This window comes from Amycolatopsis sp. NPDC051716, from assembly GCF_040681595.1.
GTDB lineage: Bacteria > Actinomycetota > Actinomycetes > Mycobacteriales > Pseudonocardiaceae > Amycolatopsis.
The window spans coordinates 1-21,940 of the sequence record NZ_JBFAZA010000005.1 but is presented as its reverse complement, the minus strand read 5'-3'; the positions used below and the strand labels follow the sequence as shown (position 1 = coordinate 21,940).

Annotated in this window: 27 protein-coding genes; 14 read left to right on the top strand and 13 right to left on the bottom strand. The window is 70.8% G+C overall.

What is annotated here, in order from left to right:
* Positions 1–3 precede the first annotated feature (3 nt).
* Positions 4–642: a DUF6879 family protein gene (locus AB0M30_RS07875; RefSeq protein WP_364581328.1), complete on the top strand. Its 639-nt coding sequence runs from the start codon at positions 4–6 to the stop codon at positions 640–642.
* 19 nt (positions 643–661) lie between these two features.
* On the opposite strand, the gene AB0M30_RS07870 is transcribed toward AB0M30_RS07875, so the two are convergent.
* The 8 genes from AB0M30_RS07870 to AB0M30_RS07835 all read right to left on the bottom strand — a co-directional run bounded on the left by AB0M30_RS07870 (position 662) and on the right by AB0M30_RS07835 (position 9,086).
* Positions 662–1,555 (bottom strand): hypothetical protein, encoded by an 894-nt coding sequence (locus tag AB0M30_RS07870; protein ID WP_364581325.1) that lies wholly within the window; start codon positions 1,553–1,555, stop codon positions 662–664.
* 368 nt (positions 1,556–1,923) lie between these two features.
* Positions 1,924–2,673 carry a phosphoglyceromutase gene (locus AB0M30_RS07865; RefSeq protein ID WP_364581323.1) on the bottom strand — a complete coding sequence of 250 codons (750 nt, stop codon included), beginning with the start codon at positions 2,671–2,673 and terminating at the stop codon, positions 1,924–1,926.
* A 432-nt stretch (positions 2,674–3,105) separates the two neighbouring features.
* The gene (locus tag AB0M30_RS07860) at positions 3,106–3,969 is read right to left on the bottom strand and encodes a DUF4349 domain-containing protein (protein ID WP_364581321.1); all 864 of its coding nucleotides are present in this window, start codon (positions 3,967–3,969) and stop codon (positions 3,106–3,108) included.
* Positions 3,970–4,038: 69 nt separating this feature from the next.
* Positions 4,039–4,551 carry a YbjN domain-containing protein gene (locus tag AB0M30_RS07855; protein ID WP_103337278.1) on the bottom strand — a complete coding sequence of 171 codons (513 nt, stop codon included), beginning with the start codon at positions 4,549–4,551 and terminating at the stop codon, positions 4,039–4,041.
* The gene (gene mshA, locus AB0M30_RS07850) at positions 4,548–5,852 is read right to left on the bottom strand and encodes a D-inositol-3-phosphate glycosyltransferase (RefSeq protein WP_364581318.1); all 1,305 of its coding nucleotides are present in this window, start codon (positions 5,850–5,852) and stop codon (positions 4,548–4,550) included. Before mshA ends, AB0M30_RS07855 begins: the two co-directional genes overlap by 4 nt.
* Before the next feature lie 22 nt (positions 5,853–5,874).
* A complete protein-coding gene (locus tag AB0M30_RS07845) occupies positions 5,875–6,690 on the bottom strand; it encodes an alpha/beta hydrolase (protein ID WP_364581315.1) in 816 nt (271 codons plus the stop codon).
* 3 nt (positions 6,691–6,693) lie between these two features.
* A complete protein-coding gene (locus AB0M30_RS07840; RefSeq protein WP_364581312.1) occupies positions 6,694–7,872 on the bottom strand; it encodes an Ig-like domain-containing protein in 1,179 nt (392 codons plus the stop codon).
* A gap of 158 nt (positions 7,873–8,030) precedes the next feature.
* Entirely contained in the window at positions 8,031–9,086 is a 1,056-nt protein-coding gene (locus tag AB0M30_RS07835; protein ID WP_364581309.1) for a UDP-N-acetylmuramate dehydrogenase, read from the bottom strand.
* Between the two features lie 24 nt (positions 9,087–9,110).
* On the opposite strand from AB0M30_RS07835, the gene AB0M30_RS07830 reads away from it, so the two are divergent.
* The 5 genes from AB0M30_RS07830 to purU all read left to right on the top strand — a co-directional run bounded on the left by AB0M30_RS07830 (position 9,111) and on the right by purU (position 12,566).
* On the top strand, positions 9,111–9,617 hold the full coding sequence (locus AB0M30_RS07830) for a DUF2505 domain-containing protein (protein WP_103337274.1): 507 nt from the start codon (positions 9,111–9,113) through the stop codon (positions 9,615–9,617).
* Positions 9,596–10,396 carry a class I SAM-dependent methyltransferase gene (locus AB0M30_RS07825; protein ID WP_364581306.1) on the top strand — a complete coding sequence of 267 codons (801 nt, stop codon included), beginning with the start codon at positions 9,596–9,598 and terminating at the stop codon, positions 10,394–10,396. The genes AB0M30_RS07830 and AB0M30_RS07825 overlap by 22 nt, the downstream gene beginning before the upstream one ends.
* 63 nt (positions 10,397–10,459) lie before the next feature.
* A complete protein-coding gene (locus tag AB0M30_RS07820) occupies positions 10,460–11,161 on the top strand; it encodes a VTT domain-containing protein (protein ID WP_364581303.1) in 702 nt (233 codons plus the stop codon).
* Positions 11,058–11,675: a maleylpyruvate isomerase family mycothiol-dependent enzyme gene (locus tag AB0M30_RS07815; RefSeq protein ID WP_364581300.1), complete on the top strand. Its 618-nt coding sequence runs from the start codon at positions 11,058–11,060 to the stop codon at positions 11,673–11,675. Before AB0M30_RS07820 ends, AB0M30_RS07815 begins: the two co-directional genes overlap by 104 nt.
* 15 nt (positions 11,676–11,690) lie before the next feature.
* Complete coding sequence (gene purU, locus AB0M30_RS07810) at positions 11,691–12,566, top strand: formyltetrahydrofolate deformylase (RefSeq protein WP_364581297.1); 876 nt, start codon at positions 11,691–11,693, stop codon at positions 12,564–12,566.
* A gap of 22 nt (positions 12,567–12,588) precedes the next feature.
* Here the strand turns inward: purU and AB0M30_RS07805 are convergent, their stop codons facing one another.
* Positions 12,589–13,638, bottom strand: coding sequence for an NAD(P)-dependent alcohol dehydrogenase (locus AB0M30_RS07805; RefSeq protein ID WP_364581295.1), 1,050 nt, complete (start codon positions 13,636–13,638; stop codon positions 12,589–12,591).
* A gap of 89 nt (positions 13,639–13,727) precedes the next feature.
* Between AB0M30_RS07805 and AB0M30_RS07800 the strand changes: the two genes are divergently transcribed.
* Genes AB0M30_RS07800 through AB0M30_RS07785 form a run of 4 tightly spaced genes read left to right on the top strand, consistent with a single transcriptional unit; the run spans position 13,728 to position 16,018 of the window.
* A complete protein-coding gene (locus AB0M30_RS07800) occupies positions 13,728–14,327 on the top strand; it encodes a TetR/AcrR family transcriptional regulator (protein ID WP_364581292.1) in 600 nt (199 codons plus the stop codon).
* Positions 14,328–14,367: 40 nt separating this feature from the next.
* Positions 14,368–14,766 (top strand): VOC family protein, encoded by a 399-nt coding sequence (locus tag AB0M30_RS07795; protein WP_364581290.1) that lies wholly within the window; start codon positions 14,368–14,370, stop codon positions 14,764–14,766.
* A 9-nt stretch (positions 14,767–14,775) separates the two neighbouring features.
* Positions 14,776–15,390 (top strand): pyridoxamine 5'-phosphate oxidase family protein, encoded by a 615-nt coding sequence (locus tag AB0M30_RS07790; RefSeq protein WP_364581287.1) that lies wholly within the window; start codon positions 14,776–14,778, stop codon positions 15,388–15,390.
* A 4-nt stretch (positions 15,391–15,394) separates the two neighbouring features.
* Positions 15,395–16,018 (top strand): HAD family hydrolase, encoded by a 624-nt coding sequence (locus AB0M30_RS07785; RefSeq protein ID WP_364581284.1) that lies wholly within the window; start codon positions 15,395–15,397, stop codon positions 16,016–16,018.
* On the opposite strand, the gene AB0M30_RS07780 is transcribed toward AB0M30_RS07785, so the two are convergent.
* Positions 16,015–17,022, bottom strand: coding sequence for an NADP-dependent oxidoreductase (locus AB0M30_RS07780; RefSeq protein ID WP_364581281.1), 1,008 nt, complete (start codon positions 17,020–17,022; stop codon positions 16,015–16,017). The genes AB0M30_RS07785 and AB0M30_RS07780 overlap by 4 nt on opposite strands.
* Before the next feature lie 96 nt (positions 17,023–17,118).
* Positions 17,119–17,553 (bottom strand): SRPBCC family protein, encoded by a 435-nt coding sequence (locus AB0M30_RS07775; protein ID WP_364581278.1) that lies wholly within the window; start codon positions 17,551–17,553, stop codon positions 17,119–17,121.
* Positions 17,554–17,704: 151 nt separating this feature from the next.
* Here AB0M30_RS07775 and AB0M30_RS07770 point away from each other — a divergent pair, with 151 nt between their 5' ends.
* Together AB0M30_RS07770 and AB0M30_RS07765 are read left to right on the top strand one after the other, a co-directional pair.
* Positions 17,705–18,175 (top strand): MarR family transcriptional regulator, encoded by a 471-nt coding sequence (locus AB0M30_RS07770; RefSeq protein WP_364581277.1) that lies wholly within the window; start codon positions 17,705–17,707, stop codon positions 18,173–18,175.
* A gap of 29 nt (positions 18,176–18,204) precedes the next feature.
* Positions 18,205–18,984: a class I SAM-dependent methyltransferase gene (locus tag AB0M30_RS07765; RefSeq protein WP_364581274.1), complete on the top strand. Its 780-nt coding sequence runs from the start codon at positions 18,205–18,207 to the stop codon at positions 18,982–18,984.
* A gap of 1 nt (position 18,985) precedes the next feature.
* On the opposite strand, the gene AB0M30_RS07760 is transcribed toward AB0M30_RS07765, so the two are convergent.
* The gene (locus AB0M30_RS07760) at positions 18,986–19,906 is read right to left on the bottom strand and encodes an ABC transporter substrate-binding protein (RefSeq protein WP_364581272.1); all 921 of its coding nucleotides are present in this window, start codon (positions 19,904–19,906) and stop codon (positions 18,986–18,988) included.
* 137 nt (positions 19,907–20,043) lie between these two features.
* Between AB0M30_RS07760 and AB0M30_RS07755 the strand changes: the two genes are divergently transcribed.
* Together AB0M30_RS07755 and AB0M30_RS07750 are read left to right on the top strand one after the other, a co-directional pair.
* Positions 20,044–20,742 (top strand): ABC transporter permease, encoded by a 699-nt coding sequence (locus AB0M30_RS07755; RefSeq protein ID WP_364581269.1) that lies wholly within the window; start codon positions 20,044–20,046, stop codon positions 20,740–20,742.
* A complete protein-coding gene (locus AB0M30_RS07750; RefSeq protein WP_364581266.1) occupies positions 20,739–21,449 on the top strand; it encodes an ABC transporter permease subunit in 711 nt (236 codons plus the stop codon). The genes AB0M30_RS07755 and AB0M30_RS07750 overlap by 4 nt, the downstream gene beginning before the upstream one ends.
* A 262-nt stretch (positions 21,450–21,711) precedes the next feature.
* Here the strand turns inward: AB0M30_RS07750 and AB0M30_RS07745 are convergent.
* Positions 21,712–21,940, bottom strand: a 229-nt coding sequence (locus AB0M30_RS07745) for a M15 family metallopeptidase (RefSeq protein WP_364581264.1), incomplete at its 5' end; no start/stop codon positions are given.

The following is a 21,940-nucleotide window of genomic DNA, read 5'->3' as shown; positions in this document are numbered from 1 at the left end:
TACGTGGAGAAGGTGACTGACGTCGTCATGGTGCGCGGCGAAGCCGAGCTGTTCGAGCGGACCGCGCACCTGTTCGAGGTCGCGACGGAGATTTCCTGCGCGGCCCGCGACCTGCACACGTGGTCGGTGGCGCACCCGAGCGCGTCCGAACGCGAGCAGCAGGCGCGTGGGATGACCCTGCGCAAGATCTACCTGCCCGCCGTGCTGTTCGACCCCGCGCTGGCCGGCCACCTGCGGCAGGTGGCCGCGCACGGCGCCCGGATCCGGATCACCGAACGCGAGATCAACGAGACGATCCTGCTCGACCGCCGCATCGCGATCGTGGCCGGCGACGACGTCGGCGGCGTCCGCGGCTACACGGTGATCAGCAACCCGGACCTGGTCCAGGGCATCCAGTCGCTGTTCGAAGCGGCCTGGCACGCCGCGACCGACCTCGAGTCCTACCAGGCGCGGTTCACCGAGCTGGGCGCGCGGGAAATCCTGGAGCAGCTGGCGTCGGGCTGCAAGGACGAGACGGCGGCCCGGGTCCTCGGCGTCAGCCTGCGCACCTACCGGCGCCGGGTGGCGGAGCTGATGGAGCTGCTGGGCGCGTCGTCGCGGTTCCAGGCCGGGGCCCGGGCCCGCGAAGCCGGCCTGCTGTGATTCGCCCGCGGGCGGCTCCTCAGCCGCCGGTCGCGACGATCTGCCCGGCGTTCTTCAGCACGGCCTGCCAGGCGTCCTGGAGCTGCTTCAGCGCGGGCGCGTTCCGCTCGAGCAGCGTCTGCTGATAGCCGGTCTGCACGGCCAGCCAGATGCCCGCGAGATTCGTCCGGGCCTTGCAGGTCACGTCGGCCGTCGCGGTCGCGAGCTCCGCCGGCGACGGCGGGGTCGGCCACTTCTGCTTCGGCGGCTCGGCCGGGGACTTGTACGAGTAGCCGGACTCCGCCATGCAGGCGCTCCACGCGCTCGTCGCAGCGACCACCCGGCCGTCGCCCCGGGTCCGTTCGCTCGCCTGGCCGGCGAGCCGCCCGGGCAGTTCCCGGTCGAGCCGGTCGTACTCGGGGGCGCTCACGACGGCGGTGCTCAGGCAGCCGTCCGGGCCCGAGGTGTCCGGCGGCACGAAGCCGTAGAGCGCCTTGACCCACGCGGCGCCGTGTTCCCGCACGAGCTTGTCCAGCGTCGGGATCCGGCCCTGCTCGCCGGGCGGCGAATACCCCGACTCGCGGGCGGCTTTCAGGTCGTTGAGCCCGTAGCCGGGCAGCGGGGCGCTCGGCTGCGCGGTGCTCCCGCCGTCGTCGGGCTGGTAGGCGAATCCCTTGTCCCGCATGCACTTCGTGATGAGGATGGCCTTCGCCTTCCCGAGGGTTTCCTGATGGCCCTCGGCGGGCCTGACGTACGGGTCGAGCGGCAGGTGCACCTCGGCGGCGGCCGCCGGGGCCGGCGGGGGGTTCGCCGGGATGACGGGTTCGGGGAGCGAAGCGGCGGCCCCCGGATCACCGGCAGGCGGGTCCGAGCACGCGGCACCCAGGACCAGAAGCGCCCCCAGGACCGGAAAGAGCACCGAAAATCGCTTCATGCGGCTTCACGTTACCACTCCGATAAAAGGACAGGAACGGAAACGTCAGCGGATCCCGGAGCGGGCACGCACCGCCCCGGAAATCGTTTCGGGTCAAGCTCGATATCCTCGGGAATCAGCCGGTGAAACTTCAGGAAGTGCAGCCGCGTCCGTCGACGCCGAGCAGGTCACCACTGCTCCAGCCGATGACGTGCGTGGTGTCGTAGTCGCCGTGAGCACACTCGCCGCCCCACGGAATTTTCCCCGATCCGGGAATGCACTATTGGTCACGCGATGCCGCCGCGATTATTCTTCTTCGCGCTCGGGAAACCACGAAGGCCACGCCACGGGACCGGAGTCCCGCAACGTGGCCTTCGGCGACCGGAAACTCAGCGGCCCTGGTTCGCCACCGCGGCGGCGGCTTCCTTGGCGGCGTCGGGGTCGAGGTACTCGCCGCCCGGCTTCGCCGGCCGCAGGTCCTCGGTGAGGTCGTAGCGCAGCGGGATGCCCGTCGGGATGTTCAGCCCCGCGATGTCGGCGTCGGAGATGCCGTCGAGGTGCTTGACCAGCGCGCGCAGCGAGTTGCCGTGCGCGGCCACCAGCACCGTCTTGCCCGCCCGCAGGTCCGGCACGATTTCGGACTCCCAGTACGGCAGCAGCCGTTCGACGACGTCCTTCAGGCACTCGGTCAGCGGCGCCTGGTCGCCGAGGCCGGCGTAGCGGGGGTCGCCCGCCTGGCTCCACTTGTCGTTCGGGTCGATCGGCGGCGGCGGGGTGTCGTACGAGCGGCGCCAGAGCATGAACTGCTCCTCGCCGAACTCTTCGAGGGTCTGCTTCTTGTCCTTGCCCTGCAGCGCGCCGTAGTGGCGCTCGTTGAGGCGCCAGTCGCGCTTCACCGGGATCCAGTGCCGGTCGGCGGCGTCCAGCGCGATGTTCGCGGTGGAGATCGCGCGGCGCAGCAGCGAGGTGTGCACCACGTCCGGGAGCAGCCCGGCGCCGGCCAGCAACCGGCCACCCTGGCGGGCTTCACCCTCGCCCTGCTCCGAAAGCGGTACGTCCACCCAGCCGGTGAACAGGTTTTCCGCGTTCCACGTGCTCTGCCCGTGCCGCAGCAGCACCAACGTCCCAATCTCGCCCATGCCCCACAGCCTGCCAGAACGCGCCCCGCAACCGGCTGGTGACCTCCGCCGCAGCGGCCGTCCTACGCAGAGTGTGTTACTGCGGAGTAACACCTCACTCTTCGACAAGTCCGCCCGCCAACAACGCGCAAAATTCCGGCCCCAGACTGCACACCGTTATCGACATTTCAAAAATTCACTCGAACGGGCTAGCCAGTAGCCTTGTGATTACCCGCCGGTATCTGACAGGTTGGCTACGTCCCGAGCGGCCGGATTCCACGCACTCCCCGGCCGGGTTCGGGCATCGACCGCGGCTCGTCTCCCCCCTGCCGAGCCGCGGCCCGCCGGCCCCGTTGACACCCCCCTCGTCACCGGGTCCTGATCGGCGGGAACTTCAGCGGGGCGGCTCGAGATCGCGACTCCCCCTCCCTCGAGCCGTCCCGCCTGTTCCGCTCAGCCCTCGCCCGGTTCCGGCGCCGGGGTCCGGCGACGGCGGTGGAGCCACCAGCCGAGCCAGCCCAGCGGCACGAGGAACAGCAGGAACGGCGCGAGCGCACCCAGCACGGTCAGCAGGCCGCCGCCGAAGACGAGGAACGCGTGCCAGCCGCCGGCCAGCCCGCCGAGGAACCCGCTGTGGTCCTCCGCCGGCGGCGGAGCCGCGGCGACGTTGCGGATGGTCATCGCCACGGTCGCCATCGCCACGCTGCCGGCCAGCGAGTTCCGCTGCTGCTCGAGTGATTCGAGCGCCGCCTCGCGGCTCGTGAGCTCGCCCTCGACGGAGGCGATCTCGGACACCGACGTCGCCTTCGCCAGCAACGCGCGGATCCGCTCCACCGACGCCCGCTGCGTCGCCAGCCGTGCTTCGACGTCGACGACCTGCTCGGTCACGTCCTGGGTGTTCAGCTCCCGCTTCACCAGGCGGCTGCCCAGGTGCGAGAGTTGGTCGAGCACGCCGTCGAGCTTGTCCGCGGGCACCGCGAGGTTGAGCGTCGCCAGCTCGTCGCCCGTGCTCTCCTGCCCGGTGTAGCCGCCGGCGCCCAGCGCGATGCCGCGGGCCTGCGCGACGACGTCGACCACCTTGGGGGCGGTCAGTTCCAGCCGGGCGCTGCGCGAGAGCTTGCGTTCGGTGGCGCCCGGCTGTGGCGGGGTCACCTTCTCCGGCCCGGACTTGCCGGCGCCCTGCTGCGGCGCGGCCGGCACCAGCCCGGAACCGGCACTGTCCGCCGTGGACGATTTGCCCTCTTGAGCCGCCGAGCAGCCCGCCAGCACGAACGCCACGCCCACGACCGCGAGCCCGGCTCTCCATCGAGTCCGCATCCTGCGTCTCCCTCCAGTTCGGCTGGCGAGGAGACGGAGGTGCCGTTCAGGGCCGTTGCACGGCCTGGGTCACGACTCGGTCAAGCCCGGTTCGTGCGGCTTCTCCGGCGCGACGAGGTGCTTGAAGGCCTGGAGGTTGGCCAGGGACTCCCCGCGGGAGACGCGCCAGTCCCACTCGCGCTTGATCGACGTCGCGAAACCGATCTCGAGCAGCGTGTTGAAGTCGCCGTCGGCCGCTTCCAGCACCTGGCCGAGCACCTTGTCGAGCTCGTCGGCGCTCATCGTCTCCTTGCCGAACCGGCCGACCAGGTAGATGTCACCGAGATTGTCCACTGTGTAGTGAACGCCGTAGAGCTTCGCGTTGCGCTGCAACAGGAACCGGTAAACGTCCTCATGGGACTCATCGGGACGGCGGCAGACGAAGGCCTCCACCGAAAACGCGTGGTCGCCGTCGACCAGCCACGCGTTGGTCTGCAGCTTCTTCGTTCCCGGCAGCGTGACGAAGTACTTCCCCGGCCCGCGCTTGTCGTACTTCAGCTCCGCCGAGTCCAAAGTAGACTGGATCAGCTCGTCCAGGCTCACACCGCCACCTCCGTGCGCAGGTCCAGCGCACGGGAAAAGGCGCTGGTGGCCTGAGCATAGATGTCCAGGAGCGCGTCCGTGGTCCGGCGCCAGGAGAACCGGCGCGCGTGCACGACGGCGTTGGCGGCGAGTTCGGCGCGCCGGTCCGGACGGAGCGCGACGGCGGCCAGCGCGTCCGCCCATTCCTCGGCGCCGTGCCCGGGCACCAGCAGCCCGGAGACGCCGTGCGGCACCGCCACCGGCAGCCCGCCGACCTCGGCGGCGACCACCGGCGTCCCGCAGGCCTGCGCCTCGAGGGCGACCAGGCCGAACGACTCGTTGTAGCTGGGCACCGCGACGACGTCGGCGGCGCGGAAGACGCGGGCGAGGCGTTCGCCCGGCTGCGGCGGCAGGAACCGGACCTGCCCCTCGATGCCGAGCGCACCGGCCAGCTCGCGCAGGGCCTGCGGCTGCTCGAGCCCGGTCCCCGACGGCCCGCCGACGATCAGCACCACCAGCCGCGAAGCGAGCTCGGGGCGGCGGCGCAGCATCGCGGCCGCGGCGTGCAGCAGCACGTCCGGCGCCTTGAGCGGCTGGATCCGGCCGGCGAAGGCGAGCACGACGTCGTCTTCGGCCAGCCCCAGTTCCGCGCGCGCCACGGACTGGGAGCCCGGCGTGAAGCGTTCGAGGTCGACGCCCGGCGGCACGGCGTGCACCGCGCCCGGGTCGGCGTCGTAGAGGTCGATGAGCTGACGCGCCTCGACCGCGGTGTTGGCGACCAGCCGGTCGGCCTCGGCGACCACCTGCTCCTCGCCGATCACGCGGGTGCGCGGCTCGGGCTTGTCGCCCTCGGCGAGCGCGGCGTTCTTCACCTTCGCCAGGGTGTGCGCGGTGTGCACCAGCGGCACGGACCACCGGTCGCGGGCGAGCCAGCCGACCTGGCCCGACAGCCAGTAGTGCGAGTGGATGAGGTCGTAGTGGCCGGGCTCGTGGAAGGCCTCGGTCCGCAGCACGCCGGAGGTGAACGCGCACAGCTGGGCGGGCAGCTCATCGCGGCCCAGTGGCTCGAACGGGCCCGCTTGCACGTGCCGCACGGTCACCCCGGGCGCCAGCTCGGCCACCGGCGGCTGGCCGGACGCGGTCGCGCGCGTGAACACCTCGACCTCGACGCCGCGGCGGGCCATCTCGGTCGCGGTCTGGCTGACGTAGACGTTCATCCCGCCGGCGTCCCCGGTTCCGGGCTGCTCGAGCGGCGAAGTGTGCACGGACAGCACCGCGATCCGGCGCGGCACAGCGCGGAACCTCCGGATGTTGCTGGTCACCTGGTCACGTCTCCTGCGTACGTCAGCATTCCTCGGCGAACTGCCGGAGCACCGCGTCGAACTCGGCCGCGGACTCGGCGAAGGGCGCATGCCCCCCGTCAAGGAACCAACGCCCGGTGGCACCCGGAATCTTCCCGATGGCGTACTCGGCCGCCGCGGAGTCGATCACACGGTCGTGCGAGCCGTGCACGACCAGGGTGGGTTTGCCGATCCCGGCCAGCACGTCTTCGCTGCCGGCGTCCCGCCGGAACAGCGCCGAGCGAACCGAAGGCGGCACGCTGAGAGCGGCGCCGAGCAGGGCCTGGACCTGCGCGCCCGGCACCGGCCCGGAGACCATCCCGCGGCTGAACGCGGTGAGCGCCGGGATCGCGATGTCCGGATCGTCCGAAAGCATCGCCCGCAGGTGCTCGCGCATCAGCGCACCGATGCGCCCGCCCGGCCGGTCGCGGCCGATCTCGGTGATGGCACCGACGAGCACGAGCCCGCGCAGGCGTGCGGTGCCGTGCACCCGGATGTGGTCGGTCAGCACCAGGCCGCCGTAGGACCAGGCGACGACGATCGCGTCCGGGCCGGCGAAGTCGAGCACCGCGGCGAGGTCGTCGGCCCAGGCCCGCGGGTCGTCGTAGCCCGAGACTGGGACGTCGGAGGCGCCGTGCCCGCGCAGATCCATCGCGACCAGGCGGAACCGCTCGGTCAGGGCCGGGTCGGCGAGCTGCGCGGCCCAGCAGCCGGCCGACTGCGCCCAGCCGTGCACGAACACGATCGGCCTGCTGTTTTCGGCGCCCTCGACCCGCAGGCCGAGCCGGACCCCGCCGTGCCCGACGACTTCGGTGCGCACGGGCTACTTCGCACCCAGCCCTTGCCAGGCCGCCCAGCTGTAGTTCCAGTCCTTGACGTCCGAGGCCATCGGCGGGCTGAGCTTCGAGCCGGTGATCTCGACCGGGTCGCCGATCATCGCCGAGTCGTAGAAGTCCTTGGCGTCGGCTTCGAGCAGGTTGACGCAGCCGTGGGAGTTGTTGTTCTTCCCGATGTTGGCCGCGTTGTCCTGGTTCTCGTGGATGTACTCGCCGTGGTTGGAGAACCGGCAGGCCCACTTCTTGTTGACGTTCGTGTAGCCGTAGCGGGCGTTGTCGAACACCGCGGTCGGCTCCCGGGTCATGATGATGTAGGTGCCGTTCGGGGTGTTGCGGTCGACCTCGCCGTCCAGCCCGTTCGCGCACGGGTAGCTCTTGACCTGCGACCCGCCGCGGTAGACGCGCATCTGGTGGTCCGGGGTGTTGACCTTGACCACCTGGTTGCGGCCGATCTTGAACTTCGTCGTGACGTCGGCCTTGCCGTACGCGCCGCCGCCCAGGTCGACGCCGTAGAGCTTCGCCTCGACGTTCACGGTGATGTTCTGCGGCCAGTACTCCTTCGGCCGGTAGTCGACCTGGCTGTCGGACAGCCAGCCCCACGCGCCCTCGACGTCCTTGTCCGTCTTCACGGACAGGGCCTTCTCGACCGCGGCGCGGTTCTTCACCGGCGACTGGAACTTGACGCTGATCGGCATGGCGACGCCGACGGTCTGGTTGTCGGCCGGGTTGAGTGTGGCGCGGACCTGCTTGGCCGGGGCGATCGTCGCGAAGGTGCCCTTGAACTCGACCGGTTTGCCGTCGGAGCCGGTGGCCTTGGCGGCGTAGGTGTAGGTCTTGCCGTAGCCGAGCGGCTCGGAGCTGGTCCAGGTGAGGCCGTCGGGCGAGAGGTCGCCCTTGACCTCCTTGCCGCCGTCGGCGCTGAGCTTGCACTCGGTGAGCTTGCCGTCGGCGACCTTGAGCACGGCGGGCTTGAGCACCGGGACGTCCTTGGCGTCGGCGGCGGGCTCGGCCGTGATCTTCGCCACTGGCTGCGCGCCACCGCCTTCGCCGTCGCTGTTGGCACCGGTCGGCTTGGCGGTGCCGCCCGTCTCGCTCGAGCACGCGGCGGCGACCAGGGCGGCTCCAGCCGCCAGAGCAGCCTTGAAAACCGTACGCCGTTCGATCACCGAAACCTCCTGAAATCCCCCACCGACCAGCGGGCACACGCCTTTAGCGCTGGCAGCCCGGCCGACGTTACCCGCTGATGGGCAAAGTCCAACCAGTCAGGTGGCGACGCCTTTGTCGACAAAGACGTCCTACACACGTACGGGTTGCCCGGTTTGGCTCAAATCACGCAGTTGATCAGCAGCGGTTCGGGGTGCAGCCGGACGCCGAAGCGCTCGAAAACACCGTCACGCACCTCGCGGGCCAGGGCGAGCAGGTCCTCCGTCGTCGCGTCGCCGCGGTTGGTCAGCGCCAGCGTGTGCTTCGTCGACAGCGAAACGCGGTTCCCCGGACCGGGGTACCCCTTGCCGAAGCCGGCGCGCTCGATCAGCCAGGCCGCGGACAGCTTGATGCCGCCGTCGGCCGGGTACTGCGGTGCCGCCGCGCCGACGACCGACGTGATCCGCTCGAGCACCGGCTCGGCCTCGGCACCCGGCACGATCGGGTTGGTGAAGAACGAGCCGGCGCTCCAGGTGTCGTGGTCGTCCGGGTCGAGCACCATGCCCTTACCGCGACGCAGCTCGAGGACGGCTTCGCGGGCTTCGGCGGCCGGGACGCGGTCGCCGATCTCGACGCCGAGCGTGCGCGCCAGCTCGGCGTAGCGGATGGGCGCGGAACGGCCGTCTTCGCGGACCTCGAAGCGGACCGAGAGGACGACCCCGGTGTCCGTGCCCTTGAGGACGCTGGTGCGGTAGGCGAAGCCGAGTTCGTCGGCCTTGAGGGTGCGCACTTCGCGCGTCCCGCGGTCGTACAGCTCGACCGAGACGATCGACTCGGCGACTTCGCAGCCGTACGCGCCGACGTTCTGGATCGGCGTCGCGCCGACGCTGCCGGGGATGCCGGAGAGGCATTCGAGCCCGCCCAGCCCGGCCTCGACCAGCGCGGCGACGAAGGCGTCCCAGTTCTGGCCGGCTTGAACCTCGATGTGGTCGCCGTCACGGTGCCAGCCGGTGTTCGCCACCTCGACGAGCGTGCCGTCGAACCCCGCGTCGCCGACCACCAGGTTGGAGCCGCCGCCGAGCAGCAGCACCGGCTCGCCCGCCGCGTCGGCCTCGCCGACCGCCGCGACCAGGTCTTCGCTGGTCAAGGCGCTGACGAAGCGGCGGGCCGGGCCGCCGAGGCGCAGCGTGGTGTACGCGGCGAGCTTCGGGAGAGCGGGAGTTCGGGCGGAGTTCACGCGTCTGACGGTACTGTCCGGCTCATGGGATCCCGGATCGAGCACCGCGCTGAGTTCCCCGCCGATGTCGCGTCCACGTACGCGGCCGTCGCCGGCGAAGACGCGCTGCGGGCACGCCTGGAGGAGCTCGGCGGGCACAGCGCGGCGCTGCTGGCGTACGAGCCGTCCGACGCGGGCCTGCGGTACCAGCTGCGGCAGGGCATCAGCGCCGACAAGCTGCCGCAGGCGGTCCGGACACTGCACAAGGGCGACCTGCTGGTGACCCGCACGCAGACCTGGCGGGTGAGCAACGACGGCACCGGTCACCAGGGCAACGCCACGGTGGAGGTCGGCGGCGTCCCGGGCGAGATCACCGCGCGGACGGCGTTGCTGGCCGACGGCGACCGGACGGTGCACCGGACCAGCGGCGAGGTCACGGTCCGGATCCCGCTGTTCGGCGGGAAGCTGGAGAGCGTGATCGCCGAGCAGGTCACGAAGCTGCTGGAACGCGAAGCCGAATTCACCGCGAAGTGGCTCACCAAAGCAAACTGACCCCGGTCGGCGCGCCGACGCGCGGCACGACCAACCCGAACCGCCTGCGCCGGGTCGACCGGTGGATCGCGGCCGCGCCGGCCACTTCCCGGCTGCTGCGCGCGGCCGGCGCCCCCCTGGTCGTCGACCTCGGGTACGGCGCTTCCCCGGTGACGACGGTCGAGCTGGCCCGGTGGCTGCGGCGGGTCCGGCCCGACGTCCGGGTGCTGGGCCTGGAGCTGGATCCGGTGCGGGTGGCCGCCGCGTTGCCCGCCGCGGCACCGCCCCTGCTGGACTTCCGCCGCGGCGGCTTCGAGCTCGCCGGGACGCGGCCGGTGCTGGTGCGGGCGTTCAACGTGCTCCGGCAGTACGCGGAGGACGAGGTCGCGGGCGCGTGGGGCCGGATGCTCGGCTCGATGCCCGCCGAGGGCCTCCTGGTCGAGGGCACCTGCGACGAGATCGGCCGGCTGTCGACGTGGGTCCTGGTCTCCCAGGCCGGTCCGGTCTCGCTGACGCTCTCGATGCGGCTGGCCGGGCTGGAGAAGCCGTCGACGATCGCCGAGCGGCTGCCGAAGGCGCTGATCCACCGGAACGTGCCCGGTGAGCGCGTCCATGCGCTCTTGTCCACCCTGGACACCTGCTGGGCGACGGCGGCTCCGCACCAGTCCTTCGGTGCCCGTTCCCGCTGGCTGGAGACGGTCCGGCTGCTGGCCGCGCGGGGCTGGCCGGTGCTGGGCCCGCCGTCCCGGATCCGGCTGGGTGAACTGACGGTTCCCTGGGCCGCCGTCGCCCCCGCCTGAACGTTCACCGGGCCACCCCCGCTCCGTCACCCACAGGTGACCTTCGGTGATCACCATTGAGCCGTGGAACTCCTGGGCCAGGTCACCGAACTGCTGCGCGAGGCGCTCGGCTCGCCGTGGCTGTGGGTGCTCGTCTTCGCGGTGTCCGGATTGGACGCGTTGCTGCCCTTCATGCCCAGCGAGACCACGGTCGTCACCGTCGCCGTCCTGTTCGGGCCCGATCCGGCGCACCTGACCCTGCTCGCCGCGGTGGCGGCCGCGGGTGCGTGGGCGGGCGACTGTCTCGGGTACGCCGTCGGCCGGGCGGCCGGCCCGCAAGCGATCGCGCGGCTGCAGCGCGGGCCGGAGGGCCGCCGTCGCCACGACTGGGCCCTCGACCAGGTGCGCCGCCACGGCGGGCTGCTCATCATCGCGGCCCGCTACCTGCCGGGCGGCCGTGTCGCCAGCGCGCTGGCCAACGGCAGCCTCGGCTACCCGGTGCCGAAGTTCGTCGCACTCGACGCCGCCGGAGCGGCGATCTGGGCGGTGTACAGCGTTTTGATCGGCTTCGCGGGCGGAGCCGCGTTCGCCGACGAGCCGGGCAAGGGCCTGCTGTTGTCCTTCAGCCTCGGCTTGGGCCTGGTCTTCGCCATCGAGGCCGGCCGGCGGCTACGGTCGGCCCATGCTCGAAGCGATCGACGTCCACGCGGACGGGCTGAAACGGGCGGCGCTGGCGGCCGGGCCGTCGGCCCGGGTACCGAACTGTCCGAAGTGGACTGTCCATGACCTGGTGACGCACATCGCTTTCGTGCACGGCTTCGCCGTCGGCCTGGCGGTGAACCGGCCCGTGAAGCCGGCGCCACCGGAGGACTGGGAAGACGTGCTGGGGTGGTGGGACGGCCAGCGCCTCGCGCTGCGGGAAGCGCTCGGCCGCGCCCCGGACGCCCCGGCCTTCTCGCCGTACCCGGGCTTCGCCACGACGGTCGGCGATTGGACGCGGCGGATGGCCCACGAGACGGCGATCCACCGCCTCGACGCCGAGTCGGCCCTCGAAGACGGTCCGGGCACCCGCTTCTCCCCCGGCTTCGCGAACGACGGGATCGACGAGTTCCTGACCTACCTCACCCCGCGTCTGGGCAAGAAGGCCAACGTCCGCGTCACGACGCCGGAGCGCACGTGGGCGCTCGGCGAGCCCGGCGCGGCGGTCACCGGCGCCGCCGACGACGTCTACCGGGCGCTGTGGGGCCGTCCGCACCAGGCGTCGGTCACGGGTGACCTCGCACCGCTCGCAGCGCCCTGACCAGCGCCAGGGAGAATGCACGGCGTGACCGCTCCCGAACGCCGCTACGTCATCACCTTCGGCTGTCCCGACCGCACCGGCATCATCGCCCGGATCTCCGGGTTCCTCGCCGAGCACGGCGGCTGGATCGTCGAGGCGGCTTACCACACCGACCCGGACACGGGCTGGTTCTTCACCCGCCAGGTGGTCCGGGCCGACTCGCTGCCCTTCGACGCCGCCGAGTTGCGCGCCCGTTTCGGCGAGGTCGCCGCGGAGCTGTCCGCCGAGTCGAGCTGGCGGGTCAGCGACACCGGCGAGCGGCGCCGCGCGGTGATCCTCGTCTCCAAGGCCGGGCACTGCCTGTACGACCTGCTCGGCCGCGTCGCCTCGGGGGAACTCGACGTCGACGTCGCCGCGGTGATCGGCAACCACGACGCACTGGCCGACATCACCCGCGCGCACGGCATCCCGTTCCACCACGTGCCGTTCGCGGCCGGCGACAAGGCGGCGGCGTTCGAGCAGGTGCGCGAGCTGGTCGCCGAGCACGACCCGCACGCGGTGGTGCTGGCCCGGTTCATGCAGATCCTGCCCGCCGACCTGTGCCGCGAGTGGGCCGGCCGGGCGATCAACATCCACCACAGCTTCCTGCCGTCGTTCATCGGCGCGAAGCCGTACCACCAGGCCCACACGCGCGGCGTGAAGCTGGTCGGCGCGACCTGCCACTACGTGACGGCGGACCTCGACGCGGGCCCGATCATCGAGCAGGACGTCATCCGCGTCGACCACGGCGATTCGGTCGAGGACATGGTCCGCAAGGGCCGGGACATCGAAAAGGTCACCCTCGCCCGCGGCCTCCGGTGGCACCTGGAGAACCGCGTGCTGGTGCACGGCAACCGGACAGTGGTGTTCTGACGCGGTTGCCGTGCTCCGGGAGTCACGCGCCGATGGTCTTGGCGTCGATGACGAAGCGGTAGCGCACGTCGGAGTTCTCGACGCGCTCGTAGGCCTCGTTGACCTTGTCGGCCGAGATCGTCTCGATCTCCGCGCCGATGCCGTGCTTCGCGCAGAAGTCCAGCATCTCCTGGGTCTCGGCGATGCCGCCGATCATCGAACCGGCCAGCACCTTGTTGCCGCCGAGCAGCGAGAAGGCGTTGTAGGCCAGCGGCTCCCCGGGCGCGCCGACGTTCACCATCGCACCGCCGACCTTGAGCAGGCTCAGGTAGGCGTCGATCGGCAGCTTGGCCGACACGGTGTTGAGGATGATGTCGAACTTGCCGCGCAGGACGTCGAACGTCGCCTCGTCGCTGGTGGCGTAGTAGTCCTTCGCGCCGAGCTTCAGGCCGTCTTCCTGCTTCTTGAGGCTCTGGCTCAGCACGGTCACCTCGGCGCCCATGGCGGCGGCGATCTTGACGGCCATGTGGCCGAGCCCGCCGAGGCCGATCACGGCGACCTTCTTGCCGGGGCCGGCGCCCCAGTGGTGCAGCGGGGAGTAGGTGGTGATGCCCGCGCACAGCAGCGGCGCGGCGACGTCCAGGTCGATCCCCTCGGGGATGCCGCAGACGAAGGCGTCCTTCACGACGATCTGGTTGCTGTAGCCGCCGTAGGTGTTCTCGCCGTCGAAGCCGACGCCGTTGTACGTCTGGACGTTGCCCTTGACGCAGAACTGCTCGGTGCCGGCCAGGCAGTATTCGCACTCGCCGCAGGAGTCGACCATGCAGCCGACACCGACGCGGTCACCGACCTGGTACTTCGTGACGTCGGAGCCGACCGCGGCGACCACGCCGGCGATCTCGTGCCCCGGGACCATCGGGAAGATCGCCTGGCCCCAGTCCTCCTTGGCCTGGTGGATGTCGCTGTGGCAGATACCGGCGAAGGCGATGTCGATCAGCACGTCGTCGGGACGCAGGTCACGGCGCTCGATCGTGGTCGGCGCCAGGGGCGCGCCCGGCGCCGGAGCGGCGATGGCGTGCGTGGTGGTGCTCATGGAACCCTCCAGGTTCAAGTACCGTTGGTTCGTAAGAGGCCTCTTACATCTCTACGTAAGAGAGGTCTTACATATTTCGAACGAGAGACGTGATCCAGGTCATGGGCGGCAAGTACCACCACGGCGACCTCCGCGGCGAGCTCGTGCGCGTCTCGCTCGACCTGATCGCGGAGCAGGGCTTGGCCGGCTTCTCGGTCGCCGAGGTCGCCCGGCGCACGAAGGTCAGCCCCGGCGCGCCCTACCGGCACTTCGCCGACCGCGAGACCCTGCTGGCCGAGGTCGCGGGCCACATCGCCTGCCAGCTGGCCGACCGCGTCACCGCGGCGGCCGCCGAGCACGACGCCCCCGAGGAAGCTCTCGCCGCGGCCGCGGGTGCCTACACGCGGTACCTGATCGAGCGGCGCGCGGGGATGAACGTCCTCTACGCGGACGGCCTGCACGGACCGGACCACCTCGGCCTGCACGAGCAGACCCGCCGGCTGACCGACGAGTTCCTGATGCGCTGCCTGGCCGTCGCCCCGGACCCGGCCACGGCCCTGGAGCTGATGGAGCAGCTGTTCACCCAGGCCCACGGCTACGGCACGTTCCAGCTCGACGGCGTCTTCGTGAAGCACGGCTATTCGGTGGACCTGGTGGTGCAGAAGTCCACCGAGGCGGCGCGGATCGTGATCGCGGGCCGGACTGCCTGACGTCGAGCCGGAGCCTGGTCGCAGGTGCGAGACTGCGGTGGTGCTGGGTCATCTGGGGATCAACGTGCCGGACTTGGCGGCGGCCAAGTCCTACTACGACGCCTTGATGCCGCTGGTCGGCTTCACGACGTTCTTCGCGGCCGAGGACGAAGTCGCCTACCGGCCCGCGGGCGGGAAGCCGGGAACCTTCTTGTTCCTGTACCCCGCTGCCGAACCTTCGGTGTACTCCAAGGACGCGACCGGGCTGCAGCATCTCGCGTTCATGGTGAAGACGCGATCCGCTGTGCGCGCGGTCCACGAGCACGTCCTGGAGAGGGGCGGGACCGTGGTGCACGCCCCACAGGAGTTCCCGCGGTATCCGCCACCGTACTTCGCCACCTTCTGGCTGGACCCCTTCGGATTCATGCTCGAAGCGGTCTGCCACCACGACGCGGACTAGGTTGGCCGCATGGGGATCATCGACTCACACGAGGCACTGCGCGAGGTGATCGGCGAGGTCGCCGAGCTGACGCAGCAGAAGGTCATCGACCGGATCGACGAGCACGCGCGCACCCTGATCGCGCACTCGCCGTTCGTGCTGCTGGCCACCTCGGCACCGGACGGAAGCTGCGACGTCTCCCCGCGTGGCGACCCGGCCGGTTCGGTGCTGGTCCTCGACGAGAAGACGCTCGTCCTGGCGGACCGCCCGGGCAACAAGCTGATCGACAGCTTCCGCAACATCGTCGACAACCCGCACGCGGGGCTGTTGTTCCTGGTGCCGGGGATGAACGAAACGCTCCGGGTGAACGGCCGCGCGAGGCTGATGTCGGACGCGCCGTTCTTCGACTCGCTGGTGGTCAAGGGGAAGCGGCCGAAGCTGGCGGTGGTCGTCGAGGTCGAGCAGCTGTACATGCACTGCGCGAAGGCGTTCCTGCGGTCGTCGCTGTGGAAGCCGGAGACCTGGCCGGACCGCGCGACGCTGCCGTCGATGGGCACGATCATGCGCGACCAGATGGCCTTGCCCATCACGGCCGAAGAGCTCGACGCGCGCCTCGACCACCGGGCCGTGACCGAGCAATACTGATCGCATGCTGTGCGTCCTCGACGTCAACGAGACCTTGCTGGACCTCGCCGCACTGGACGCCACCATCGGCGGGCCCGAGCTGCGGCGCGAGTGGTTCGGCCTGGCGATCCACACCGTCCTGACCGTGACGGCGACCGGCGGCTACCGGGACTTCGCGGGCATCGCCGGCGACGCCGCGATCGAGGTCGCCGACCGGCACGGGCGGGAGGCCGACCTCGCGAAGATCGGCGAAGGGCTGCGCAGCCTCCCCGCCCACCCGGACGTCGAACGCGGCCTGGTGAAGCTCCGCGAACGGGGCCACACCATCGTCGCCCTGACGAATTCGCCGCTCGCCACCGCCGAGGCGCAGCTGCTGAACGCCGGGCTGGCGCCGCTGCTCGACCGGATCTTCTCGGCCGAGCAGGTCGGCAGGCTCAAGCCCGCGCCGGAGCCCTACCTCCAGGTCACGGCCGCCTATCCCGGGGAGCGGGCGGTCATGATCGCCGCGCACGACTGGGACATCGCGGGCGCCCAGGCCGCGGGGCTCGAGACGGCGTTGCTCACCCGTCCCGGCGTCCACCCGCTGCCCGGCTCGCCCGCGCCCACCTACACCGCGTCGACCCTGCCGGAGCTGGCCGGACTCCTCTAGTCCGCGATCCGGACCAGCATCTTGCCGGTGTTGGCGCCGGACAGCAGGCCCAGGAACGCCTCGGGCGCGTTGCGGATGCCGTCGACGAAGGTCTCCGAGTACTTGATCTCGCCGGAGTTCACCAGCGGCGCGACCTCGGTGACGAACTGCTGCTGCAGGTGCCAGTGGTCGATCACCAGCAGGCCGCGGATGGTGAGCCGCTTGGCGATGACCTGCGCGAGGTTGCGCGGCGCCGGCGTCGGCTCGGTGGCGTTGTACGTGGAGATCATCCCGCAGATGGCGATCCGGCCGTGCACGGTGATCGCGTCGATCGCGGCTTCGAGGTGCTCGCCGCCGACGTTGTCGAAGTAGACGTCGATGCCCTCCGGCGCCGCCTGGTGCAGCTGCTCGGCGACCGGGCCGTCCTTGTAGTTGAACGCGGCGTCGAAGCCGAGGTCGTCGATCAGGTGCCGGACCTTCTCCGCCGAACCCGCCGAGCCGATGACGCGCTTGGCGCCCTTCAGCTTCGCGAGCTGCCCGACCAGCGAGCCGACCGCGCCGGCCGCGCCCGAGACGAACACCGTGTCGCCCGGCTTGAACTCGGCCGACTCCAGCAAGCCCGAGTACGCGGTCAGGCCCGGCATGCCGAGCACGCCGAGGTACGTCGACAGCGGCGCGGCGGCCCCGTCGACCTTGACGTACCGGCCCGCGTCGAGCACGGCGTGGGTGCGCCAGCCGGCCTGGTGCAGCACGTGGTCACCCGGCTTGACGTCGTCCACATGGGACTCGACGACCTCGCCGACCGCGCCGCCGGACATGACCTCGCCGACCTGGAACGGCGGCGCGTAGGACTTGACGTCCTTCATGCGGCCGCGCATCGCCGGGTCGACGCTCATGATCAGGTTGCGGACCAGGATCTGCCCGTCACCCGGCGTGGGCACCTCGGTGTCGACGATCTCGAAGTTGTCGTCCGTCGGAACACCTTCCGGCCGCGAAGCCAGCCGGATTTCGGTCGCCGTGCTCATCGTCGAATCTCCTCCAAAGTCTCGAAGCGGGGCAGCCGCCCCGGATTCCACCCGATGTAACCAGCTAACCGGGGCGCTGATTCCGATTGTGAGGCGTCACACGATCTCGGCGAGCTTGCCGAGGACGCCGTCGTAGATCTTCTTGAGCCCGCTGGGAGCGAAGGTCTTCTCGAAGAAGCCGCCGATCCCGCCCGCACCGTCCCACGTGGTCTCGATCTTCACCACACTGCGTTCACCCGCTTCGGTGACGGTCCACGTGGTGACCATGCTGGAGTTCGCGTCGGTCTCGACCAGCGTCCCGGGCCGCGGCTCGGTGACCGTCGCCTTGACGTCCCGCACGCGCTTGGACGTCGCCTGCAGCTTCCAGCCGGCCTTGGTCCCGGCGCCGACGCCGCCTTCGGTGACCTGGTAGTCGCGGTAGTGCTCGGTGAGCAGCTTCGGCCGCGTCTCGGCGTAGTCGGCGACGAGCGCGCGGACCTTGTCGGCCGGGGCGTCGATGGTGCGCTCCGCGGTGGCCGTGACCTTTCCCATTTGACTCCTTCTCCGGCGTACAGATCAGGGTCCACGATTCCACCGCCCGGCGCACCGCACGCCACCGGGACGGTGTCCGCGCCGACCGGCGAGCGGCCGTACCGGCCTTCGGCGGTTAGGCTGCTCCTCAGCCGACTGATACGAGGTTCATATGAGTGCGGGAGCGCACCGCCGGTCGACCGTGGCGGTGAAAGACGCGCTGCGGGAGCTGCGCAACCAGCTTTCGCTGCTGAACCACCAGGTCAGCTCGCAGCTGGCGCTCAAGGACGTCGACCTCGACTGCCTGGAGCTGATCGCCCGGCACGGCCCGCTCAGCCCGAGCGCGCTGGCCCGCCGGGCCGGGCTGCACCCGGCGACGATGACCGGCATCCTCGACCGGCTGCAGAAGGGCGGCTGGATCGTCCGCGAACGCGACCCCGAGGCCGCCGACCGGCGTTCGATCGCCGTCCGCGCGGTCCGCGGCCGCAACGCGGAGCTGTTCCGGCTCTACGCGGGGATGAACTCCGCGATGGACGAGCTCTGCGCGCGCTACACCGAGGACGAGCTGGCGCTGATCGCCGGGTTCCTGCGCCGCGCGACGTCGGCGGGCCACGACGCGACCGGGACCCTGACCGGCGGCTGAGCAGCGGTTTCTGTGCTGTACTCGGGGCCATGTGGCAGTCAGGCGACGCTTACGAGGCCTACATCGGACGGTGGAGCCGCCGGATCGCGGAGACGTTCGTCCGGCAGCTCGGCGTCCCGGCGAGCCGGCGCTGGCTCGACGTCGGCTGCGGCACCGGCGCGCTGACGTCGGCGGTGCTGGCGGCGGCCGACCCCGCGGAAGTCGTCGGCGCCGACCCGTCCGAGGGATTCCTGGAGACGGCCCGCGCGAGCGTGACCGATCCGCGGGCGACGTTCACCCTCGCCGACGCCCGTTCGCTGCCGTTCCCGGCCGCCCGGTTCGACGTGGTCGTGTCGGGCCTGGTCCTGAACTTCGTCCCCGACCCGGACCGCGCGGCGGTGGAGATCGCGCGGGTCACCGCCCCGGGCGGGCTGGCCGCCACCTACCTGTGGGACCTCGCCGAGGGCATGGAGCTGATCCGCCGGTTCTGGGACGCGGCCGGCGAGCTCGACCCGGAGACGGTCGCCGAGCTGGACGAGGGCCGCCGGTTCACGCTGTGCCGCCCGGAGCCGCTGGGCCGGTTGTGGACGGACGCGGGCTTCACGGCGGTGTCCGTCGGCGAGATCAGGATCCCGACGGTGTTCGTGGACTTCGACGACTACTGGCAGCCGTTCCTCGGCGCGCAGGGCCCGGCGCCGACGTACCTGGCCACGCTGCCGCGGGCGCACCGCGACCGGATCCGCGAGCTGCTGCGCAGCCGCCTGCCGGCGGGTCCGGACGGCTCGATCCCGCTGACGGCCCGGGCGTGGGTCGTCAGCGGGACCGCGTGACTCAGAGCCCGGCCTGCTTCAGCCAGTCCTTCGCGACGTCTTCGGCACGTTCGCCGTCCGAGTCGACGCGCTTGTTGAGGTCCCGCATGACGTCGGTCGTCAGCTTCGCGCTGACCGCGTTCACGGCGGTGGCGAAGTCCGCGCCGCGCTCGTCGAGCACCTTCTTGGTCACCGCGGGCACGACGTTCTCGGTCGGCACGATGTTGAGGTCGTCCTTGAGCACGGTGTACTTCGAGTCACCGGTCAGCGGGCTGACCGAGTCGACCGGGATGACCGTGACGGCCCCGGACTTGAGCTGCTCGACGCGCGGACCGGCTTCCTGGATCGTCTGGAAGGTGATGTTGGTCAGCTTGTAGACGTCGGTGAAGCCCTTGAAGCACGGAAGGCGCTTCTCGCACTCCGGCGGGCCGGCCATGACGACCTTGTCGAGCTTCTTCAGGTCGCTGATGGACGCGATGCCCTTGTCCTTGGCCAGGTCGGACTTGATGATGTAGGTGTTCTTGTCCTCGGCGGGCGCGAAGTTGAGCAGGCCGATGCCGCTGGGCTCGAACAGCTTCGCCAGCTGGTCGTGCTCCTCCTGCGCGGTCTTGCCTGCCTCCTTGCCGAAGCCGGTGGTGATCGCCGCACCCTGGTACTCCGGGATGAACTGCAGCTCACCGGACTTCAGCGACGGGTAGATCAGCTCCCGCGACCCGAGGTTCAGCTTGCGCGTCACCGGGTAGCCCTTGGCCTCCAGCGCCTGCGCGTAGATCTCGGCGAGGATCTGGCTGTCGGTGAAGTTGAAGGACGCGACGACGATCGGCGACCCACCCTTGCCCTGCGCGGCGGGCTTGTCACCGCTGTCGCTGCCGCCGCAGGCGGCCAAACCGAGCGTCGCCGCGACGGCCACCGCCACCACGGACGCGTTCCGGAACCAGCGCACGAATCCCACTCCCTCGTCACTCGAACAGACGAAAGGACCCTAGCCCCGACCTCCGACAAGAATCCACATCGTGGGAGATAGCCCCCGAAATTCCCACTCCCCGGAATATTTCAGCCCGATCGGGGTAGGGTCGGCCGGTGCACGTGAACACGGTGACGCCGCTGGCCGCCGACAGCGGGCCCCCGATCTTCCAGTGGAAGTGGGTGGACCGCAACGCCGACGCCATCGTCCAGCGCCTCATCGAGCACATCTCGCTGACCGGCGCCGCACTCGGCATCGGCCTGGTGGTTTCGATCGGGCTCGCCGTGGTCTCCCTGCGTTACCGCTGGACGTACCCGGTGATCCTCGGCACGGCGGGCGCGTTGTACGTGATCCCGAGCCTGGGCGCGTTCGCGGTGCTGGTGCCGTTCTTCGGGCTGACGTTCGTCTCCGCGATGATCCCGCTCGCGACGTACACGCTGCTCATCCTGGTCCGCAACATCGTCACCGGCGTCGACCAGGTGCCGAACGAGGTCCGCGAGGCCGCGGTCGGGATGGGGTACACGCGCGGCAGGCTGCTCTGGCAGATCGAGCTGCCCCTCGCCCTGCCGGTGGTGATCGCCGGCCTGCGTGTCGCGGCGGTGACGACGATCGGCCTGGTGACGGTCACTTCGATGCTCGGCCTCGGCGGTCTGGGCTACTTCATCCGCGCGGGCATCCAGACGGCGACCCCCAACCCGACGATGATCATCGTCGGCGTGGGCCTGTCGGTCGTCCTGGCGGTGGTGGTCGATCTGGTCCTCTGGCTCAGCGAGCGCGTGCTGGCGCCCTGGTCGCGGAAGGTGCGGGCGCGATGAGTTTCCTCGACCAGCTGAACGCGTGGCTCGCGGACCCGAACCGCTGGAGCTGGACCGACAAGGCCGGCGTCCCGTACCGGGTCCTGGAGCACCTCAGGTTTTCGCTCCTCGCCCTGGCGATCGCGGCGGCGCTGACCATCCCGGCGGCGCTGTGGCTCGCCCATTACCGCCGCGGCGCGTTCCTCGCGAGCAGCGCGGTGAACATCGGCCGGGCGATCCCGAGTTTCGGGCTGATCATCCTGTTCTGGTTCCTGGCGAGCCGCTGGGAGCTGGACACGACGTTCTGGCCGTTGCTGCTGGCGCTGGTCGCGCTGGCGATGCCCCCGTTGTTCACGAACACGTACGCGGGCGTCGTGACGTTGGAGCAGGAGACGATCGACGCGGCCCGCGGAACGGGCTACCGCGAAGGGCAGATCATGCTGCGCCTGGAGCTGCCGCTGGCGTCCCCGGTGATCCTGGCGGGCGCCCGGGTGGCGTTCCTCCAGCTGATCGCCACGGTGGCCATCGGAGCAATCGTCAACGACGGCGGCGGCCTGGGCCGGTACATAGTCGACGGCTTCGCGGTCGGCGCCCAGGGTTACGGAGCGATCTTCGCGGGCGGCCTGGCCGCGGTGCTGCTGGCGCTCCTGTGCGACGGCGCGTTCGCGTTGATCACCCGCCTGGCAACACCGCGCGGCCTCGCGCTGCAGAACGCCCGCCGCGACTAGAACTCGCCCGCGGCGCCTGGAACGCCCGCTGTGCCTGGAACGCCCCTGCGACTAGAACCCCCGCTGTGCCTGAACGCCCGCTGTGCCGGGATCGGCGGCCCACCGGCCGACGCCCAGAACCGCCACCCACCCCATCCGGCGGCGATCCCGGGCGCCTGGCAATCATCCCCAGTGCGCGAGGCTGCGGATTCCGTCATGGCCGATCCCAGACGCAGCCCGCGTCACGATTCCGCGTAACCCCAGTGGCTTTTGCGGTGGAGGGTCAGGGCTTCTCGAAGTGCTGGTAGTCGATCGGGGTGTCCCAGGAGCCGCCCCAGGTCCAGCCGCGGGAGACGAAGGCCCGCTCGGTGACGTCTCCGGCGTGGATCATGCCGGGTGCGGTTTGCGTGCGGTCGACGTAGGGCGCGCCGTTGGGCGGGTAGACCGCGCCGCTGCCGGAGATGTAGGGGTTTTGCACGGTGTTGATGTCGATCGCGCGGCCGTAGGAGTGG

What these genes read in the sequence shown, in the direction of transcription:
- AB0M30_RS07870 (WP_364581325.1), bottom strand. Translation starts at nt 1,555, where the DNA reads ATGAAGCGATTTTCGGTGCTCTTTCCGGTCCTGGGGGCGCTTCTGGTC.
- AB0M30_RS07865 (WP_364581323.1), bottom strand. Translation starts at nt 2,673, where the DNA reads ATGGGCGAGATTGGGACGTTGGTGCTGCTGCGGCACGGGCAGAGCACG.
- AB0M30_RS07860 (WP_364581321.1), bottom strand. Translation starts at nt 3,969, where the DNA reads ATGCGGACTCGATGGAGAGCCGGGCTCGCGGTCGTGGGCGTGGCGTTC.
- AB0M30_RS07830 (WP_103337274.1), top strand. Translation starts at nt 9,111, where the DNA reads ATGGGATCCCGGATCGAGCACCGCGCTGAGTTCCCCGCCGATGTCGCG.
- AB0M30_RS07815 (WP_364581300.1), top strand. Translation starts at nt 11,058, where the DNA reads ATGCTCGAAGCGATCGACGTCCACGCGGACGGGCTGAAACGGGCGGCG.
- purU (WP_364581297.1), top strand. Translation starts at nt 11,691, where the DNA reads ATGCACGGCGTGACCGCTCCCGAACGCCGCTACGTCATCACCTTCGGC.
- AB0M30_RS07805 (WP_364581295.1), bottom strand. Translation starts at nt 13,638, where the DNA reads ATGAGCACCACCACGCACGCCATCGCCGCTCCGGCGCCGGGCGCGCCC.
- AB0M30_RS07790 (WP_364581287.1), top strand. Translation starts at nt 14,776, where the DNA reads ATGGGGATCATCGACTCACACGAGGCACTGCGCGAGGTGATCGGCGAG.
- AB0M30_RS07785 (WP_364581284.1), top strand. Translation starts at nt 15,395, where the DNA reads ATGCTGTGCGTCCTCGACGTCAACGAGACCTTGCTGGACCTCGCCGCA.
- AB0M30_RS07780 (WP_364581281.1), bottom strand. Translation starts at nt 17,022, where the DNA reads ATGAGCACGGCGACCGAAATCCGGCTGGCTTCGCGGCCGGAAGGTGTT.
- AB0M30_RS07775 (WP_364581278.1), bottom strand. Translation starts at nt 17,553, where the DNA reads ATGGGAAAGGTCACGGCCACCGCGGAGCGCACCATCGACGCCCCGGCC.
- AB0M30_RS07770 (WP_364581277.1), top strand. Translation starts at nt 17,705, where the DNA reads ATGAGTGCGGGAGCGCACCGCCGGTCGACCGTGGCGGTGAAAGACGCG.
- AB0M30_RS07765 (WP_364581274.1), top strand. Translation starts at nt 18,205, where the DNA reads ATGTGGCAGTCAGGCGACGCTTACGAGGCCTACATCGGACGGTGGAGC.
- AB0M30_RS07750 (WP_364581266.1), top strand. Translation starts at nt 20,739, where the DNA reads ATGAGTTTCCTCGACCAGCTGAACGCGTGGCTCGCGGACCCGAACCGC.